The sequence below is a fragment of the Coprococcus sp. AF99-45 genome, from assembly GCF_027663865.1.
GTDB classification, from domain to species: domain Bacteria; phylum Bacillota; class Clostridia; order Lachnospirales; family Lachnospiraceae; genus Allocoprococcus; species Allocoprococcus comes.
In genome coordinates, this window is the sequence record NZ_JAQDGZ010000028.1 from 1 (window position 1) to 17,203 (window position 17,203).

At 45.5% G+C, this 17,203-nt stretch carries 19 protein-coding genes; 18 read left to right on the top strand and 1 reads right to left on the bottom strand.

Features of this window, described 5'->3' with window-relative positions; all coding sequences use genetic code 11:
- From PGR14_RS14405 to PGR14_RS14480, 16 genes are all read left to right on the top strand, one after another.
- The coding region (locus PGR14_RS14405; protein WP_270223619.1) for a hypothetical protein at window positions 1–225 on the top strand (225 nt) is incomplete at its 5' end.
- A gap of 331 nt (window positions 226–556) precedes the next feature.
- Window positions 557–952, top strand: a complete 396-nt coding sequence (panD, locus tag PGR14_RS14410; protein WP_055156306.1) for an aspartate 1-decarboxylase — start codon at window positions 557–559, stop codon at window positions 950–952.
- A gap of 80 nt (window positions 953–1,032) precedes the next feature.
- A complete protein-coding gene (gene panC, locus PGR14_RS14415) occupies window positions 1,033–1,872 on the top strand; it encodes a pantoate--beta-alanine ligase (protein WP_270223620.1) in 840 nt (279 codons plus the stop codon).
- A 3-nt stretch (window positions 1,873–1,875) separates the two neighbouring features.
- Window positions 1,876–2,850 (top strand): bile acid:sodium symporter family protein, encoded by a 975-nt coding sequence (locus PGR14_RS14420; protein ID WP_055261763.1) that lies wholly within the window; start codon window positions 1,876–1,878, stop codon window positions 2,848–2,850.
- A 285-nt stretch (window positions 2,851–3,135) separates the two neighbouring features.
- Window positions 3,136–4,098, top strand: coding sequence for a beta-ketoacyl-ACP synthase III (locus PGR14_RS14425; RefSeq protein ID WP_195601940.1), 963 nt, complete (start codon window positions 3,136–3,138; stop codon window positions 4,096–4,098).
- A gap of 36 nt (window positions 4,099–4,134) precedes the next feature.
- Window positions 4,135–4,359: an acyl carrier protein gene (locus PGR14_RS14430; protein WP_008372743.1), complete on the top strand. Its 225-nt coding sequence runs from the start codon at window positions 4,135–4,137 to the stop codon at window positions 4,357–4,359.
- Between the two features lie 35 nt (window positions 4,360–4,394).
- Window positions 4,395–5,333: an enoyl-[acyl-carrier-protein] reductase FabK gene (fabK, locus tag PGR14_RS14435; protein ID WP_008372744.1), complete on the top strand. Its 939-nt coding sequence runs from the start codon at window positions 4,395–4,397 to the stop codon at window positions 5,331–5,333.
- Window positions 5,326–6,246 carry an ACP S-malonyltransferase gene (gene fabD, locus PGR14_RS14440; RefSeq protein WP_008372746.1) on the top strand — a complete coding sequence of 307 codons (921 nt, stop codon included), beginning with the start codon at window positions 5,326–5,328 and terminating at the stop codon, window positions 6,244–6,246. Before fabK ends, fabD begins: the two co-directional genes overlap by 8 nt.
- A gap of 27 nt (window positions 6,247–6,273) precedes the next feature.
- Window positions 6,274–7,029: a 3-oxoacyl-[acyl-carrier-protein] reductase gene (gene fabG, locus PGR14_RS14445; RefSeq protein WP_055156314.1), complete on the top strand. Its 756-nt coding sequence runs from the start codon at window positions 6,274–6,276 to the stop codon at window positions 7,027–7,029.
- 268 nt (window positions 7,030–7,297) lie between these two features.
- Window positions 7,298–8,536, top strand: a complete 1,239-nt coding sequence (gene fabF / locus PGR14_RS14450; RefSeq protein ID WP_022220150.1) for a beta-ketoacyl-ACP synthase II — start codon at window positions 7,298–7,300, stop codon at window positions 8,534–8,536.
- A gap of 10 nt (window positions 8,537–8,546) precedes the next feature.
- Window positions 8,547–9,014 (top strand): acetyl-CoA carboxylase biotin carboxyl carrier protein, encoded by a 468-nt coding sequence (accB, locus tag PGR14_RS14455; RefSeq protein ID WP_270223621.1) that lies wholly within the window; start codon window positions 8,547–8,549, stop codon window positions 9,012–9,014.
- Window positions 9,015–9,034: 20 nt separating this feature from the next.
- Window positions 9,035–9,481 (top strand): 3-hydroxyacyl-ACP dehydratase FabZ, encoded by a 447-nt coding sequence (gene fabZ / locus PGR14_RS14460; RefSeq protein WP_008372752.1) that lies wholly within the window; start codon window positions 9,035–9,037, stop codon window positions 9,479–9,481.
- Window positions 9,474–10,829 (top strand): acetyl-CoA carboxylase biotin carboxylase subunit, encoded by a 1,356-nt coding sequence (locus PGR14_RS14465; RefSeq protein ID WP_008372754.1) that lies wholly within the window; start codon window positions 9,474–9,476, stop codon window positions 10,827–10,829. Before fabZ ends, PGR14_RS14465 begins: the two co-directional genes overlap by 8 nt.
- Before the next feature lie 26 nt (window positions 10,830–10,855).
- Window positions 10,856–12,553, top strand: a complete 1,698-nt coding sequence (locus tag PGR14_RS14470; protein WP_082421081.1) for an acetyl-CoA carboxylase carboxyltransferase subunit alpha — start codon at window positions 10,856–10,858, stop codon at window positions 12,551–12,553.
- Window positions 12,554–12,572: 19 nt separating this feature from the next.
- Entirely contained in the window at window positions 12,573–13,643 is a 1,071-nt protein-coding gene (locus tag PGR14_RS14475; protein ID WP_055156318.1) for an NAD(P)H-dependent flavin oxidoreductase, read from the top strand.
- Between the two features lie 39 nt (window positions 13,644–13,682).
- Window positions 13,683–14,123 carry a MarR family winged helix-turn-helix transcriptional regulator gene (locus PGR14_RS14480; protein ID WP_008372762.1) on the top strand — a complete coding sequence of 147 codons (441 nt, stop codon included), beginning with the start codon at window positions 13,683–13,685 and terminating at the stop codon, window positions 14,121–14,123.
- 64 nt (window positions 14,124–14,187) lie between these two features.
- Here PGR14_RS14480 and PGR14_RS14485 read toward each other — a convergent pair whose 3' ends face one another.
- Window positions 14,188–14,907, bottom strand: coding sequence for an NAD-dependent protein deacylase (locus tag PGR14_RS14485; protein ID WP_022220145.1), 720 nt, complete (start codon window positions 14,905–14,907; stop codon window positions 14,188–14,190).
- A gap of 194 nt (window positions 14,908–15,101) precedes the next feature.
- Here PGR14_RS14485 and PGR14_RS14490 point away from each other — a divergent pair, with 194 nt between their 5' ends.
- Both PGR14_RS14490 and PGR14_RS14495 read left to right on the top strand, forming a co-directional pair.
- Entirely contained in the window at window positions 15,102–15,977 is an 876-nt protein-coding gene (locus PGR14_RS14490; protein ID WP_022220144.1) for a YitT family protein, read from the top strand.
- Entirely contained in the window at window positions 15,970–17,160 is a 1,191-nt protein-coding gene (locus PGR14_RS14495; RefSeq protein ID WP_008372774.1) for a YncE family protein, read from the top strand. Before PGR14_RS14490 ends, PGR14_RS14495 begins: the two co-directional genes overlap by 8 nt.
- Window positions 17,161–17,203: the final 43 nt, after the last annotated feature.

Below are 17,203 nucleotides of genomic sequence, written 5' to 3' on the forward strand. Positions count from 1 at the left end.
TTCGCTCCGCTACGGTCGGCGCAAAGCACTCGTCCACCGGACGAGCTGCGCCCCATCTTCCGCATAATAAAAGAAACCTCGGATGATTTGCTTAAGGTTTTCTTTTATTGTACCGAAGCGATCCCTGAACCCAGAGTTCAGGTCTTCGCTCCGCTACGGTCGGCGCAGAGCACTCGTCCACCGGACGAGTTGCGCCCCATCTTCCGCACAGATGTCTTGAATTAAATACATGAGAACATTGGATTGACAATCTCTTGTCAAGGTGCAATAATATCCGCGGAGGTAGTATTTGAAAACTACAAAACTATACTCTGACTGAATCACAACAATTTCATATCGAAATCGTTTCCGTCAACAGGTGACGGAGAAGGAGCTTATATTTATTAAGAGGTAAAATAAGACTCAGGGAATACGAAGAATAGCAGAAGCATTTGCAGGGAGAAGTATACCTTGATGATGCTTTTTTCATATAATAATTTGGAATTATGGAAAAAAGCATGGTTACACTCTATGTTTATGCTTATTTTTGTGTTTCCGGACAGAAAAGGAGTAAGACATGACAGTTGAGATGCTAAAAGGAAAGATTCATCGTGCTACGGTAGTACAGGCAGAATTAGATTATGTGGGAAGTATTACCGTTGATGAGGAACTGCTGGAGGCAGCAGGAATTATGGAATATGAGAAGGTTCAGATCGTGGACGTGAATAACGGAAGCCGATTTGAAACTTATACGATCTGTGGTAAGCGTGGAAGCGGAATGATTTGCTTAAATGGCGCTGCGGCAAGATGTGTAAGTACAGGTGATAAGGTTATTATCATGTGTTATGCAAATTATGAGGCAGAAGAAGCCAAAGAACATAAACCAAAAGTTGTTTTCGTGGATGATGAAAATAAGATCAGCCGTGTGACAAATTATGAAAAACATGGGTTGTTGAAAGACCAGGAAAAATAAGGAATCTAAAAACAAAATGAAATTTGTTGAATTCAGAACAAGAGGCTATCTCCGAATTTATTATAAAGAGGAGAATTATCATGCAGGCAACAACAACAGTTGAAGAGACAAGAAAATTAGTTAAGAACTGGAAAAAAGAAGGAAAAACCATAGGTCTTGTACCGACCATGGGATTCTTACATGAAGGGCATGCAAGCCTGATAAGGAGATGCCGTGAGGAAAACGATATCGTTGTGGTATCCGATTTTGTCAATCCGACACAGTTCGGACCGACAGAAGACCTGGAAGCATACCCGAGAGATTTTGAACGTGACAGTGAGCTTTGTGAGAGCCTTGGAGCAGATCTGATCTTCCATCCGGAACCGAAGGATATGTATCATGATCCACATGCTTACGTAAGTATTGATATGTTATCTGATACCCTTTGCGGAAAGACAAGACCGATCCATTTTAAAGGGGTATGTACGGTTGTTTCCAAATTATTCAATATTGTAGCACCGGACAGAGCTTATTTTGGACAGAAGGATGCACAGCAGCTTGCAATCATCCGCAAGATGGTGCAGGATTTGAATTTTGATATCCAGATCGTAGGCTGCCCAATCATCCGTGAGGAAGACGGACTTGCCAAATCATCCAGAAATACCTATTTAAGCGCAGAAGAGAGAAAGGCTGCACTGTGCCTTTCAAGAGCCGTTAAAACCGGTCAGGAGGCGATCTGCAAGGGAATTAAGGCAGAAGAAATTCTGTCAAAGATGCGCGCAGTGATCGAAGCAGAGCCGCTTGCAAAGATCGACTATGTATCCATGGTAGATGCACTGGATATGCAGCCGGTCGAGAGTGTGGAAAAAGATGTTCTGGTTGCCATGGCAGTTTATATTGGAAAAACAAGGCTAATCGACAATTTCAGCTATGAGGTATAGCCTATGGAAAACAGAATGAAAAAAGTGGGAAAGGTCAGCTCTTTTCTTACAAAATATATCGGGGTCATCATTATCTGTTTTTCCGTCATTGCATTCTTCTGGCGTGACGGCTTTGCGTGGACAACGAGCTACACTTCTGTATTTCTCGGAGTTGCCATGTTCGGCATGGGGCTTACGATCAAGATGGACGATTTCAAAAGAGTCTTTTCCAGACCAAAAGAAATCCTGATCGGATTCGTCGCACAGTACACGATCATGCCGGTGATCGCGTGGATCCTGTGTCAGGTTATGCAGCTGCCGACAGATCTGGCACTTGGCGTGATCCTGGTTGGTTGCTGCCCGGGTGGAACGGCAAGCAATGTGATCACCTATATTGCCGGAGGTGATGTGGCGCTTTCTGTCGGAATGACGATCACATCAACTCTTGCGGCACCGATTGTAACACCACTTCTGGTGTATGTACTCGCCGGAGCCTGGGTAGAGGTATCCTTCTGGGCAATGGTAATTTCTGTAGTAAAGGTTGTTCTGGTTCCGGTACTTCTGGGAATTCTGATCAACTGGGTCTGGGGGAAGCAGATCCAGAAAATATCAGAGATTCTGCCACTGATCTCAGTTGTATCGATCGTAATGATCATCAGCGGAATTGTAGCCGTCAATGCAGAAAAAATCTTAAGCTGCGGACTTCTGGTTCTCGGAGTTGTGATGCTTCACAATCTCTGCGGAATGGGAATCGGACTTGGCGCAGCGAAAATTTTACATATTGAGTACGATAAGGCAACTGCCATTGCCATCGAAGTCGGAATGCAGAACAGTGGACTTGCAATCTCCCTTGCAACTGCCAATTTCGTGGCAAATCCACTGGCAACGCTTCCGGGGGCGATCTTCAGTGTATGGCATAATATATCCGGATCTTTGTTTGCTGGGATCCGCCGGAGCGGAGAACAGACGAAAGAGGCATATCAGGAAGTTACAGAATAAGAAAAATCCTGCGATTTTGAATTGGCAAAACCGCAGGATTTTTTGTACTCAGAACAGAAAATACAGAGACTAAAGCGCGTCATTTTTGTACCGATTTGAATGGCAGATGAATGGAAAAGAAGAGAACAGGAACTCTTCTTTTCCATTCATTTGCCCCTCGCGTCAAACAAAAAAATTTCCCTCTTGTCAAATCATTCCGATTATGTTATATTATCAAATAGTTTGAATATAAAAATATTTTAAACGAAAAAGATTTTAAAACAAAAATAAATGGAGAGAACAACCATGAGAGGAAGGATATGCGGTACCGGTTCTTATATACCGGAGCATTATTACGACAACAATGATCTCGCGAAGTTTGTGGAGACGAATGATGAATGGATCCGTGAACGGACCGGAATTGTGCGCAGACATATTGCAGAAGAAGATACAACAGTCAGCATGGCGATAAAAGCGGCAAAAAATGCACTTACAGATGCAAAATTAAATGCAGACGATCTGGATCTGATCCTGGTATCTACAATCACGCCAAGCACCGTGATCCCAAGCACTGCCTGCGAAGTCCAGAAAGAGCTGGGAGCAGTAAATGCAACCTGTTTCGACATCAGTGCCGCATGCAGCGGTTTTGTGTATGCCTACAATACTGCGCAGGCTTACATAGCAGCCGGAATGTATCAGAACATTCTGGTGATCGGAAGTGAAACCCTATCCGGAATTGTCAACTGGAAAGACAGAGGAAGCTGCATTCTTTTTGGTGACGGGGCAGGAGCAGCCGTGATCTGTGCAGAAGAAGGTGAAATCTTTCCGGCAGTTACCCATTCTGACGGAGCAAAAGGACAGGTACTTGCCTGCGAAAGCCGTCAGCAGAAAAACTGGCAGGACAAAGAAAATGAAAAACAGACTTATGTATCCATGGATGGACAGGCAGTTTTCAAATTTGCCGTAAAAAAAGTGCCGGAAGTCATCGGAGAACTTCTGCAAAAAGCAGATCTGACCGAGAAAGATATTGATCTTTTCGTTCTGCATCAGGCAAACTTACGGATCATCGAATCTGTGGCAAAACGGATGAAAACAGACTTTGCAAAATTCCCGGTCAACATTGAAGAATACGGTAATACATCATCCGCCAGCATCCCAATCCTCCTGGATGAACTGAACAAAACCGGTCGCTTCCACAAAGGACAGAAGATTGTTCTCTGCGGCTTCGGTGCCGGACTCACCTGGGGAGCCACACTCATAGAGTGGTAAATATAAAAATAATCAAACAATAAGGAGACTAAGAACATGTTAGAAAAAGTAAAAGAAATCGTAGCAGAAGGACTTGACGTAAACGCAGCAGACCTCACAGAGGAGACAACTTTTGAATCTCTTGGAGCAGATTCCCTTGATCTGATGGATATGGTTATGACATTTGAAGATGAATTTGGTGTGGAAATTGATACGGAAGCAATCGGTGATCTCAAGACAATCGGAAGTGTTGTAACATACATCGAAGGACTGAAAAAATAAGAATCGCAAAAACACAGACAGAAAGAGGTTGTAATATGAAAACAGAAGTAACCGAATTACTTGGAATCGAGTATCCGATCATCCAGGGCGGAATGGCCTGGGTTGCTGAGTATCATCTTGCGGCCGGCGTATCAAATGCCGGCGGGCTTGGGCTCATCGGGGCTGCAAGCGCCCCGGCTGAGTGGGTACGTGAACAGATCAGAGAAGCAAAAAAGCTGACTGATAAACCATTTGGAGTAAATATCATGCTGATAAGTCCTTATGCAGAGGACGTGGCAAAAGTAGTAGCGGAAGAAGGCGTAAAGGTTGTAACGACAGGCGCCGGAAGCCCGGAAAAATATATGAAAATGTGGAAAGAAGCAGGAATTAAAGTCATTCCGGTGGTTGCATCCGTTGCACTTGCAAGAAGAATGGAACGGTGCGGGGCAGATGCAGTTGTTGCGGAAGGATGTGAATCCGGAGGACACATCGGAGAAAATACGACTATGGTACTGGTTCCACAGATTGTAGACGCAGTGAAGATTCCGGTAATCGCAGCCGGAGGAATCGCAGATGGAAGAGGAATTGCGGCAGCATTTATGCTGGGAGCAAAAGCCGTACAGATGGGAACCCATTTTGTTGCGACCGAAGAATCTATCGTACATGAAAATTATAAAAATGCGATCATCAAAGCGAAGGACATTGATTCCAGAGTAACCGGAAGAAGCACAGGACATCCGGTAAGAGCACTTCGCAACCAAATGACGAAAAAATATCTGGACCTTGAGAAAAACGGTGCATCCTTTGAAGAACTTGAGCACCTTACACTTGGAGGCTTAAGAAAGGCCGTTGTAGACGGAGATGTGACAAACGGAAGCGTAATGGCGGGACAGAGTGCAGCCATGGTAAAAGAGATCATGAGCTGTAAAGACCTGATCCAAAAGCTGGTAAGTGAGACGGATGCACTGATCGGAGGCAAAGGATTTTATGAATAAAACAGCATTCATTTTCCCGGGACAGGGCGCGCAGAAGTGCGGTATGGGAAAAGATTTTTATGAAAACAGTGAACTTGCAAAAGAGATTTTTGATACAGCAACAGCAGAGCTGGGACTTGATATGACAAAGCTTTGCTTTGAAGAAAATGAGCAGCTGGATCAGACAGAATACACTCAGGCAGCCATGGTAACAGCCTGTCTTGCAATGACAGCCGAGATTGAAAAGAGAGGTCTTACACCGGATGTGACAGCCGGGCTCAGCCTTGGAGAGTACTGTGCGATCAGCGCAGCGGGAGGCATGCAGCCGAAAGACGCCATTTCTCTTGTGAGAAAAAGAGGGATTCTGATGCAGAATACCGTTCCGGCAGGTGAAGGAGCCATGGCGGCAATCCTGGGACTGGATGGAGAAACGGTTGAAAAAGTGACGGAAGAAATTCCGGGTGCGTCTGTGGCAAATTATAACTGTCCGGGACAGATTGTAATTACAGGAAAGACCGCAGCGGTAGAAAAGGCAGCAGAGTCTTTAAAAGCAGCCGGAGCAAAAAGGGCGGTTCTGTTAAATGTAAGTGGTCCGTTCCACTCAAAGATGCTGGAAAGTGCAGGCGAAGAGCTTGCGAAGGAAATGGAGAAGAGAAATTTTGAACCACTTGCCATTCCTTATGTGACGAATGTTACGGCAAAATATGTGACGGATATCAAAGAGACAAAGGCACTTCTTGCAAAACAGATTTCTTCACCGGTACGATGGGAAGAAAGTGTGAGAACTATGATTGAAGATGGTGTAGACACTTTTGTGGAAATCGGACCGGGAAAAACACTCGCCGGATTTATGCGGCGTATCGACAAAGGTGTCAAAGTATATAATATCGAAACCTGGGAAGATATGGAAAAAGTAATTGCTGAACTGGTGTAAAAAACAGGCAATGGAAAGGAAAAGCATATGACAGACAGAGCAAATTTGGAAGGACAGATCGCGGTGGTTACCGGCGCGTCCCGTGGAATTGGAAAGGCAATTGCGAAGGAGCTGGCTGCACAGGGAGCAACAGTTGTGATCAATTACAATGGTTCTGAAGCAAAAGCAGATGAAGTAAAACATGAAATTGTAGAAAAGGGTGGATGTGCCCAGTGTATGCAGTGCAATGTGGCAGATTACGAGGGATGTGAAGCATTTATAAAAGCAGTGATCGAGCAGTTTGGAAGAATCGATATTCTGGTAAATAATGCAGGGATCACAAAGGATGGTCTGCTGATGCGTATGAGTGAAGAAGATTTCTCCGATGTCATTGATGTCAATCTGAAAGGAACTTTCCATTGCATCCGTTTTGCATCCAGACAGATGATGAAGCAGAGAAGCGGAAAGATCATCAATCTTGCATCTGTAGTTGGAATCAGCGGAAATGCCGGTCAGGTAAACTATGCTGCATCTAAAGCAGGAATTATTGGAATGACCAAATCTGCGGCAAAAGAACTGGCATCCCGCGGAATCACGGTTAATGCGGTTGCACCGGGCTTCATTGAAACGGAGATGACAGAAGTTCTTTCCGATAAGCTCAAAGAAGAAATGAGAGGTCAGATCCCTCTTGCCAGAATGGGACAGCCAGAAGATGTCGCGAAGGCAGTGGCGTTTCTGGCGTCTGAGCATGCGAGTTACATTACGGGGCAGGTTCTGCAGGTCGATGGGGGGATGGTGATGTAAAAATGGTTGCAGAGAAGGTTGAGGGACAAATTGTACAAAAGATGTCCTTCAAATTCAGACTCGCAAACCATTCCGATGAGCCTCTGAAACCAAGGATTGTGTCAGCAAAGGCTTCCACAATCCTTTGAGTCTCATCTCCATTGCTCGAAAAATGAATTTGAATGACATCTTTTGTACAGTTTGTCATTCAACTTAACCTAAAAATACTTATAAGATGATAAATTTTATCAAAAAGTGAAACAGTCAACAACACACCAAAGGAGGCAATATGAAGCGCAGAGTTGTTATTACGGGGCTTGGAGCGATTACCCCGATTGGTAATACAGTAGAAGAATTCTGGAACGGTATCAAAAATGGAACCGTAGGAATCGGTCCAATCACAAAATTTGATACAACCGAATATAAAGTGAAGATCGCAGCGGAAGTCAAGGACTTTGTTGCAAAGGAACGGATGGATTTCAAGGCATCGAAGAGAATGGAAACATTTTCCCAGTATGCGGTTGCAGCGGCGAAGGAAGCGTGTGCGGATGCGGGATTTGAAATTGAAAAAGAGGATCCGTACCGTTGTGGCGTGATCATCGGTTCAGGAATTGGAAGTCTGCAGCAGATCGAGAAGCAGTACACGACAATCCTGGAAAAGGGACCGGGAAGGGTAGCACCACTGATGGTTCCGATGATGATTTCCAATATGGCAGCCGGAAATGTATCGATCCAGCTTGGGCTTAAAGGAAAGTGCACAAATGTCGTTACAGCATGTGCAACGGGAACCAATTGTATCGGGGATGCGCTTCGTGCCATTCAGTACGGAGATGCGGACGTAATGTTTGCAGGTGGTACGGAAAGCTGTATCTGTCCGACAGGGATTGCCGGATTTACCGCACTTACCGCACTTACTACCAGAGAAGATCCACTGCGTGCATCAATTCCATTTGATAAAGACAGAAGTGGGTTTGTTCTTGGAGAAGGAGCCGGTGTGGTGGTTCTGGAAGAGCTGGAGCATGCGAGAGCAAGAGGCGCAAAGATTTACGCAGAGCTTGCAGGTTACGGGGCAACCGGAGATGCTTACCATATCACTTCCCCAGCAGAAGACGGAAGCGGTGCGGCAAAGGCGATGGAGCTTGCGATGGAAGAGGGCAGCGTGACACCGGAAGAAGTACAGTACATTAATGCACACGGAACCAGCACGCACCATAATGATCTGTTTGAAACCTATGCGATCAAGAAAGCATTCGGCGATGCGGCAAAGGATGTGGTTGTGAATTCAACGAAATCCATGATCGGTCATCTTCTTGGTGCGGCAGGTGCGGTAGAGTGTATCGTTACTGTAAAATCTATTCAGGATGGATTTATCCATCAGACCGTTGGAACCAGGGAATGTGATGAAGAATGTGATCTGAACTATGCAGTTGGCGCACCGGTCGAAAAAGAGATCAAATGTGCGCTCACCAATTCCCTTGGATTTGGCGGGCACAATGCAACCCTTCTTTTGAAGAAGTATGAAGGATAGAGGTAGAAGGATGGAATTAGAAAATCTGGTAAAACTGATTCAGACCGTTTCAGATTCGGACCTGACAGGATTTCAGTATGAAGAAAACGGTGTGAAATTGAAAATACAGAAAGAAAAAGAACAGATGGTTGTCAGTACAGGGGCAGCACAGCTGACGACAGTACAAAACGTGCCAGGAGCGCAGAGTAATGCAGTATTGGCACTGAAGTTGGAGGATGGACCGGAAAAAGGAAAAGAAGCAGAAGGGCAGCTGATCAAATCCCCTCTGGTTGGAACCTTTTATGCAGCACCGTCGGAAGAGGCAGCACCATTTGTGGCAGTTGGCGATCATGTGTCAAAAGGACAGACGGTTGCCATCGTAGAGGCGATGAAGCTGATGAATGATATTGAGTGTGATTTTGACGGTGTGATATCGGAAGTACTCGTGAAAAATGGAGAAACTGTGGAATACGGACAGCCATTATTCCGAATCGCATAGCTGGATGGAGGGCGAAAAGCATGAAACATTTGGGAATCAAGGAAATTCAGAAAATCATTCCGCACAGACATCCGTTTTTGCTGGTAGATTATATCGAAGATTACGAGCCGGGGGAATATGCAGTTGGCTATAAATGTGTGACTTACAGAGAGGACTTTTTTGCCGGACATTTTCCACAGGAGCCGGTGATGCCGGGAGTGCTGATCGTAGAAGCACTGGCGCAGGTCGGTGCAGTAGCGGTTCTGATGCAGGAAGAAAATAAAGGAAAGCTCGGTTATTTTGGTGGGATTAAGAACTGCAAGTTCCGCAGAAAAGTTGTTCCGGGTGACAAGTTAAAACTGGAAGCAAGAATTATTCGTCAGAAGGGACCACTGGTAATCGGAGAAGCTGTTGCATCAGTGGATGGAGAAGTTGCAGTAAAGGCAGAGTTGTCTCTGATGATCGGGAAGGCGGAAACAGATGATTAAGAAAGTATTGATCGCAAACCGTGGAGAGATCGCAGTTCGGATCATCCGTGCCTGCCGGGAAATGGGGATCGAGACGGTTGCAGTTTATTCAGAAGCAGATAAAGAAGCATTGCATACACAGCTTGCAGATGAAGCAATCTGTATCGGACCTGCACCATCTTCGGAAAGCTATCTGAATATGGAGCAGATCATCAGCGCGACCATCGTGTCGGGAGCAGATGCGATCCATCCGGGATTTGGTTTCCTTTCTGAAAATACGAAATTTGCAGAGCTTTGTGAGAAGTGCAACATCATTTTTATTGGACCGGATTCGAAAGTGATCAGCAGGCTTGGAAATAAATCCGAGGCGAGAAATACCATGGCAAATGCCGGGGTTCCGATCATTCCGGGAAGCCGGGAAGCGATTTATGATGCAGCAAAAGGAAAAGAAGTTGCAAGAGAGATCGGCTATCCGGTGATCGTAAAGGCGGCTCTCGGCGGAGGCGGAAAAGGAATGCGTGTGGCGGAAAATGAAGCCGGATTTGACATGGCATTCCGTACTGCACAGAAAGAGACCAAGGCAGCTTTTGGAGATGACACTATGTACATCGAGCATTTTGTGCAGCATCCGAAGCACATTGAATTTCAGATCATGGCGGATAAGTATGGAAATGTGGTGCATTTAGGAGAACGGGACTGTTCGGTGCAGAGAAATCATCAGAAGATGATTGAAGAATCCCCATGTGCCGTGATTTCGGATGAGCTTCGCCGGAGAATGGGCGAAGCAGCGGTAAAAGCGGCAAAGGCAGCGCATTACGAAAATGCAGGAACCATTGAATTTCTGCTGGAAAAGAGTGGAAAATTTTATTTTATGGAAATGAATACCAGAATCCAGGTGGAGCATCCGGTCACAGAATGGGTGACAGGGATCGATCTGATCAAGGAACAGATCCGGATCGCAGACGGTCAACGGCTTTCCTTTACGCAGGAAGATGTAAAACTGACCGGTCATGCCATTGAGTGCAGGATCAATGCGGAAAATCCGGAAAAGAATTTCCGTCCGTGTCCGGGAACGATCACCGATATGTACCTTCCGGGAGGAAAGGGTGTGCGGATTGATTCAGCAATTTACAGTGGATACACTGTACCGCCATATTATGATAATATGCTGGCAAAGCTGATCGTATTTGCAAAGAACCGTACTGAAGCGATCCGGAAGATGCAGAGTGCACTTGGTGAAGTAATTATAGAAGGCATTGATACCAATGTGGATTATCAATATGATATTTTGCATGATTCAAAGTATCAGGCAGGAGATTTTGATATTGAATTTATTGCCGAAAAAGAAGCAAAGAATCGGCAAGGTTAGCTCTACAAAAGCGGAGGTAAAGCAATTTGAAACTGTCAAATATGTTTAAAAAAACAAGCAGAAGAGGGTATATATCTCTTGGCGAAGGAAAGCCTGCCCATATGGCACCGGAAGTTCCGGAGGGACTTCTGAAAAAATGTAACGTTTGCAAATCTGCCATTCTGACAGAAGATGTGAAGAATGGATATTATATTTGTCCAAAATGTCAGAATTATTTCCGTGTGCATGCGATGCACCGGATTGAAATGGTAGCAGATGCGGGCACCTTTGAAGAGTGGGACAAGGGACTGACTTCAGGAAATCCGCTGCATTATAAAGGCTATGAAGAAAAGGTAGAAGCACTGCAGGAAAAGACCGGGCTTGATGAGGCGGTTGTAACCGGAAAAGCAAGGATCGCGGGAAATGAAGTAGTTCTTGCAGTCTGTGACGGGCGGTTTATGATGGCGAGCATGGGAAAGGTGGTCGGCGAAAAGATTACCCGTGCAGTAGAAAAGGCAACCAGTGAGAGGATTCCGATTATTATATTTGCCTGTTCAGGAGGCGCCAGAATGCAGGAGGGGATCCACTCTCTGATGCAGATGGCAAAGACTTCAGCGGCACTGAAAAGACACCATGATGCAGGCTGTTTATATGTAAGTGTGCTGACCGATCCGACAACCGGCGGGGTAACGGCAAGTTTTGCCATGCTTGGAGATATCATTCTTGCCGAGCCGGGGGCGCTGATCGGTTTTGCGGGTCCGCGTGTGATTGAACAGACCATAGGGCAGAAGCTTCCGAAAGGATTCCAGAGGGCAGAATTTCTTCAGGAGCACGGATTTGTGGATCGGATTGTGGAGCGTCCGCGTCTTAGGGAGACACTGGCGGAAATTGTAGCAATGCATAAGCAGGGTACATACGATTTGCCAGAAGTAGAAGAAAAGGAAACACAGGCGGTACAGAGGAATCTGACACCATGGGAACGGGTGCAGTTATCCAGAGACAAGGCTCGTCCGGTCGGTGCGGAGTACATTGAAGAATTATTTACAGATTTTATGGAATTTCATGGAGACCGTTATTACCAGGATGATAAGGCGATCATTGGCGGGATTGCAAGATTTCACGGAATGCCGGTGACGGTGATCGCGCAGGCAAAGGGTCGCACGACAAAAGAAAATATCGAGCGTAACTTTGGAATGCCGTCACCGGACGGATACCGCAAAGCCCTTCGTCTGATGAAACAGGCAGAGAAATTTAACCGTCCGGTCATCTGTTTTGTAGATACGCCGGGAGCGTTCTGCGGGCTGGAAGCAGAAGAGAGAGGACAGGGTGAGGCAATCGCAAGAAATTTATTTGAGATGTCAAATCTTCAGGTTCCGATCCTGTCAGTTGTGATCGGAGAAGGTGGAAGCGGGGGAGCCCTTGCGATGGCAACTTCAGATGAAGTGTGGCTTCTTGAAAATTCGATTTACTCCATTCTTTCGCCGGAAGGATTTGCAAGTATCCTGTGGAAGGACAGCAGCCGCGCAAAAGAGGCGGCAGGTGTGATGAAGCTGACAGCAGATCGTCTCCTGAAAGCCGGTATCGTAGAACGGGTGATTCCGGAGCCGGAAAACTTCAATCTGGAAACATTTACAGAAGTGACAGATCCGATGGATGATTATATCAGTATTTTTTTGAAAAAATATGGTGCAATGACAAAGGAAGAACTTACCGAAAAGCGGTATGACAGATTCCGCAGGATGTAGTAGAAAGAGGAGAAGAAAAATGAAAGGATTACCGGAACTTGTGATTGGTGATTTGAAAGTAAAAAGACCGGTCATTCAAGGGGGAATGGGAGTCGGTGTGAGCCTTGGGCAGCTTGCCGGAGCGGTTGCAAAAGAAGGTGGAGTCGGGATCATCTCAACCGCACAGATTGGATTTCGTGAACCGGATTTTGAAACGAATACAAGGGCGGCAAATATCCGTGCAATTGGATCTGAATTTCAAAGAGCAAGAGAGACGGCTCCGGATGGTGTGATCGGATTTAATATCATGGTTGCACTGAAAGATTACGACGAGCATGTGAAAGCAGCAGTGGACGCCGGAGCAGATCTGATCGTATCCGGGGCAGGGCTTCCAATCGAGCTGCCGGGACTTGTGGAGGGCAGCAGTACCAAGATCGCTCCAATCGTATCGACTGAAAAATCGGCGAAAGTTATCTTAAAATACTGGGATAAAAAATTTTCCAGAACCGCAGACCTGGTTGTGATCGAGGGCCCAAAAGCCGGAGGACATCTGGGGTTTGACCGGGAGCAGCTGGAAACTTACACACAGGAAAGCTATGATAATGAAATCGAGAGGATCATGGCAGTGGTCAGAAAGTACGCCCAAAAATATCAGGTGCATATCCCGGTGGCAGTAGCCGGAGGAATTTCGGATAAAGATGCGGCAGAGCATGCCTTTTCATTAGGAGCAGATGCAGTCCAGGCGGCAACAAGATTTGTCACGACATGGGAGTGCGATGCGGATCTCAGTTACAAGCAGAGTTATCTGAATGCGAAGAAAGAGGATGTCATTCTGGTGAAAAGTCCGGTTGGAATGCCGGGAAGGGCAATTAAGAATCCATTTATCAGTCATGTAATGGCAGGAGAGAGGGTGAAGCCTAAGAGATGTCTTGGGTGTCTGAAAAACTGTAACCCGGCGGAAGTGCCATACTGTATCACGGAAGCGCTGATCAAAGCGGCAAAAGGTGAGATTGGAGAGGCACTTCTGTTCTGCGGAGCGGATGTGTGGAAAGCAGAAAAAATAGAAACTGTGAAAGAAGTGATTGATTCTTTGTTAGGTGACTGTGTATAATTGAACTAGAAAAAGACACAGCAAGGAGAAGAAGGGGAATTGGACGCATACGAAAGCATCAATAAGATATTGGTACATCTTTTTAATGATATATGGGAATTAGAAGAAAAGGCAGTGATCACAGAAGAATTCAAGGATCTGACGAATAACGATATGCATATTATTGAAGCAATCGGACTTGGGACCGGGAATAATATGTCCACGATCGCGAAGAAGCTCGGAATCACGGTCGGATCACTGACAACTTCGATGAACAGTCTGGTCAATAAAAAGTATGCAGTCCGCCACCGGAGCGAAGAAGACCGGAGGATCGTCAATATCCAGCTGACGGAAAAAGGGGAGAAGGCATATCATCATCATGCGAATTTTCATAAGAAGATGGTAGAAGCTGTTGTTGAGACGCTGGATGAAGAAGAGATCCCGGTTCTGACAAAGGCACTGGACAATCTGTATCAGTTTTTTAAGACGTATAACGGTTAAAATGAAAAATCCTCTGTCACTCTTTCATTAGAAAGGGCAGGCAGAGGATTTTTGGATTCTCCGGCTATACATGGATCCGGTCTAATACTTCTCCGATCGGCTCATGGATCGTCAGAGTTGCGCCTACATCACGGGCAGTTGCATCCTTGTTGATGAGTACCAGATATTTGCCGTGGAAATAATCGATAAATCCGGCAGCAGGGTAGACCACAAGAGAAGTACCGCCGATGATCAGCATATCTGCTTCTGAGATGGCGCGGATACTTTTCTGGATAATCTGATTATCCAGTCCTTCTTCGTAGAGAACTACATCCGGGCGGATAGTTCCGCCGCAGTCGCAGGTTGGGATTCCTTTTGATTCTTTTACAAAACGTGCACTGTACTGCTTTTTGCAACGCATGCAGTAATTGCGGTGGATACTTCCATGAAGCTCCAGTACATTTTTGCTTCCGGCAGCCTGGTGGAGTCCGTCGATATTCTGTGTGATAACGGCGGTCAGCTTTCCGGCGGCTTCCAGCTCGGCAAGCTTCAGATGTGCTTTATTTGGTTTCGCATCAAGGAACATCATTTTCTCTTTATAAAAATCATAAAATTCTTCCGTATGCTGCATGAAAAAGCTGTGGCTTACAATTTGCTCCGGTGAGTAGCGGTACTTTTGTTTGTAGAGTCCGTCTGCACTCCTGAAGTCCGGAATATTACTCTCGGTAGAGACGCCGGCACCGCCGAAAAAGACGATTCGGTTGCTCTCGTTAATCATGTCCTGTAACTGTCTGATCTTGTCCATAATTTGATAACCTCTTTTCCTGGAAAATCAAAACCTGTCTTTTTAATCACAGTATACCAAATGAAACGAAAAAAGAGAATAAAATAAAAAAATTCCTTGTCCCAAAAACATGCACCGAGTATACTATAAAGTATTGGATTGTGGAAAATTGGGGAAATCTGCAGACAAAATACATATGTCAAGGAGAGCGTAATATGAAAATGTCAAATATGAGGAATCTGTGTCTGATTTTATTGGGGAATACAGTATATGCACTTGCAATTGTAATGTTTATCCTGCCGAATGATATCATTACCGGAGGGACCACGGGGCTTGGAATTGCCGTGAATCATTATTTTGGATTACAGATCCATACATTTGTACTGATCTTCAACACACTGATGTTTCTTCTGGGGGCCGCAGTGCTTGGTATGAAATTTGCACTTACTACACTGGTCAGTACGTTTTATTATCCGATCATTCTGGGAATACTGGAGAATGTTCCGGTATTACAGAACGTCACAGACGATAAGATGCTTTCAACGATCTGTGGAGGTCTGATGATCGGACTTGGAATCGGAGTTGTTATAAGATGCGGAGCATCAACAGGAGGTATGGATATCCCGCCGCTGGTACTGAATAAGAAATTCGGACTTCCGGTATCTGTTATGCTCTATGTATTTGATTTTGCGATTCTGATCTTCCAGATGGTATTTACCAATAAAGAAGAGATCATCTATGGTATTCTTCTAGTATTGATTTACACGGTGATGCTGGATAAAGTGCTTCTGATGGGATCGACCAGAACACAGGTCAAGATCATTTCCGGAGAGTATGAGAAGCTGAACCATCTGATCCAGGAGAAGCTTGACCGAGGAACTACACTGGTCTACACGCAGACCGGTTATTTGAGAAAGGATCAGCCGATGATCCTTACCGTTGTGTCTAACCGTGAACTGATGCGGCTGAACCAGATCGTGCAGGAGACAGATCCGCAGGCATTTATGATCATTGGCAATGTAAATGAGGTCAGAGGACGGGGATTTTCAACACAGAAAGTATATAAAAACGAAGTGGGCATGAATGAATAAACAAGAGCTTGAGAATGAGGAAGTAAGACAGGAAGAGAAAAAAACAAAGAAGAAAAAGGTCCGGAAAAAGAAGACCATGTTTGGACATATCCGCAGTATCATCAGTATTCTTCTGGTTGTGGGAATCATCGGAGGAAGCTACTGGTATTACGCATTCCAGTACAGAGCCGAGGTGGAGCCGGAGACAAACCGGAAGGTGACGAATACGGATTCCGTTTACACGATGGAGCAGTATCTGAAAACGCTGAAGCGCAACCAGACTGTTTATAAGTACGCGTGCGATGAAGCCGAAGTGGACAATGACTACGGGACTTATGTTGTGCCTGGACTGAAGTCAACAAGGACGCTGAAAGTAAAAGGGGACGGAGAAGCAGAAGTCTGCACATCCATGACACCACAGGGACTTGCATTTACAGAGGATTATATTCTGGTCAGTGCTTATTGTAAGACAAAGGCACATGATTCGGTGATCTATGTGATCGACAAAGAAAGCAGACGGTTTGTGAAAGAGATTGTGCTGAACACCAAAGCCCATGTGGGCGGAATGGCATACGATACGATGAACCAGATCCTGTGGGTGACAGGACAGGGTTCCACCTGGGCGCAGGCAAATGCGATCACACTGTCTCATCTGGAAAATTATTCCTTTGATGACGGATATCATCCGATTGAATTCGATATGTCTTACAACCTTTATAAGATCAAGCGGGCGTCATTTATGACGTATCATGATGGCGCATTGTTTGTCGGATTCTTTACACAGGATAATGCCAGTGTCATTGAAAAATATCTGATCAATGCAGACGGCACCTTGTATGAAAAAGAAGACATGAACCTGAAACGGACGGTCGGCGTGACGGAGCCGGTTGCCTATGCGGTCAGTATGCAGGTAATTTCCGGTAAGGTGCAGGGAATGGCATTTTACAACAATAAGATCCTGCTTACCAGATCCTGGGGGATCCTGCCATCGGAGGTACAGATCTTCAACTATTCCAGATATGGAATCTTGTCAACCTCCGAAGCTTATAAGACGATCAAGTTTCCGGAGAGGCTGGAACAGATCTATCAGGACGGTGGCAGCATTTATGCACTTTTCGAGTCGGGGGCTTATGCCTACCGGATGTCATCCATTAACCGAATTGACCGTGTTGTGAAGCTGAAAGGAAGCAAACTGGTAAAATAAAGACTGAAATCCATGAAATCTGCTTGAATCGGAAGTAGATTTA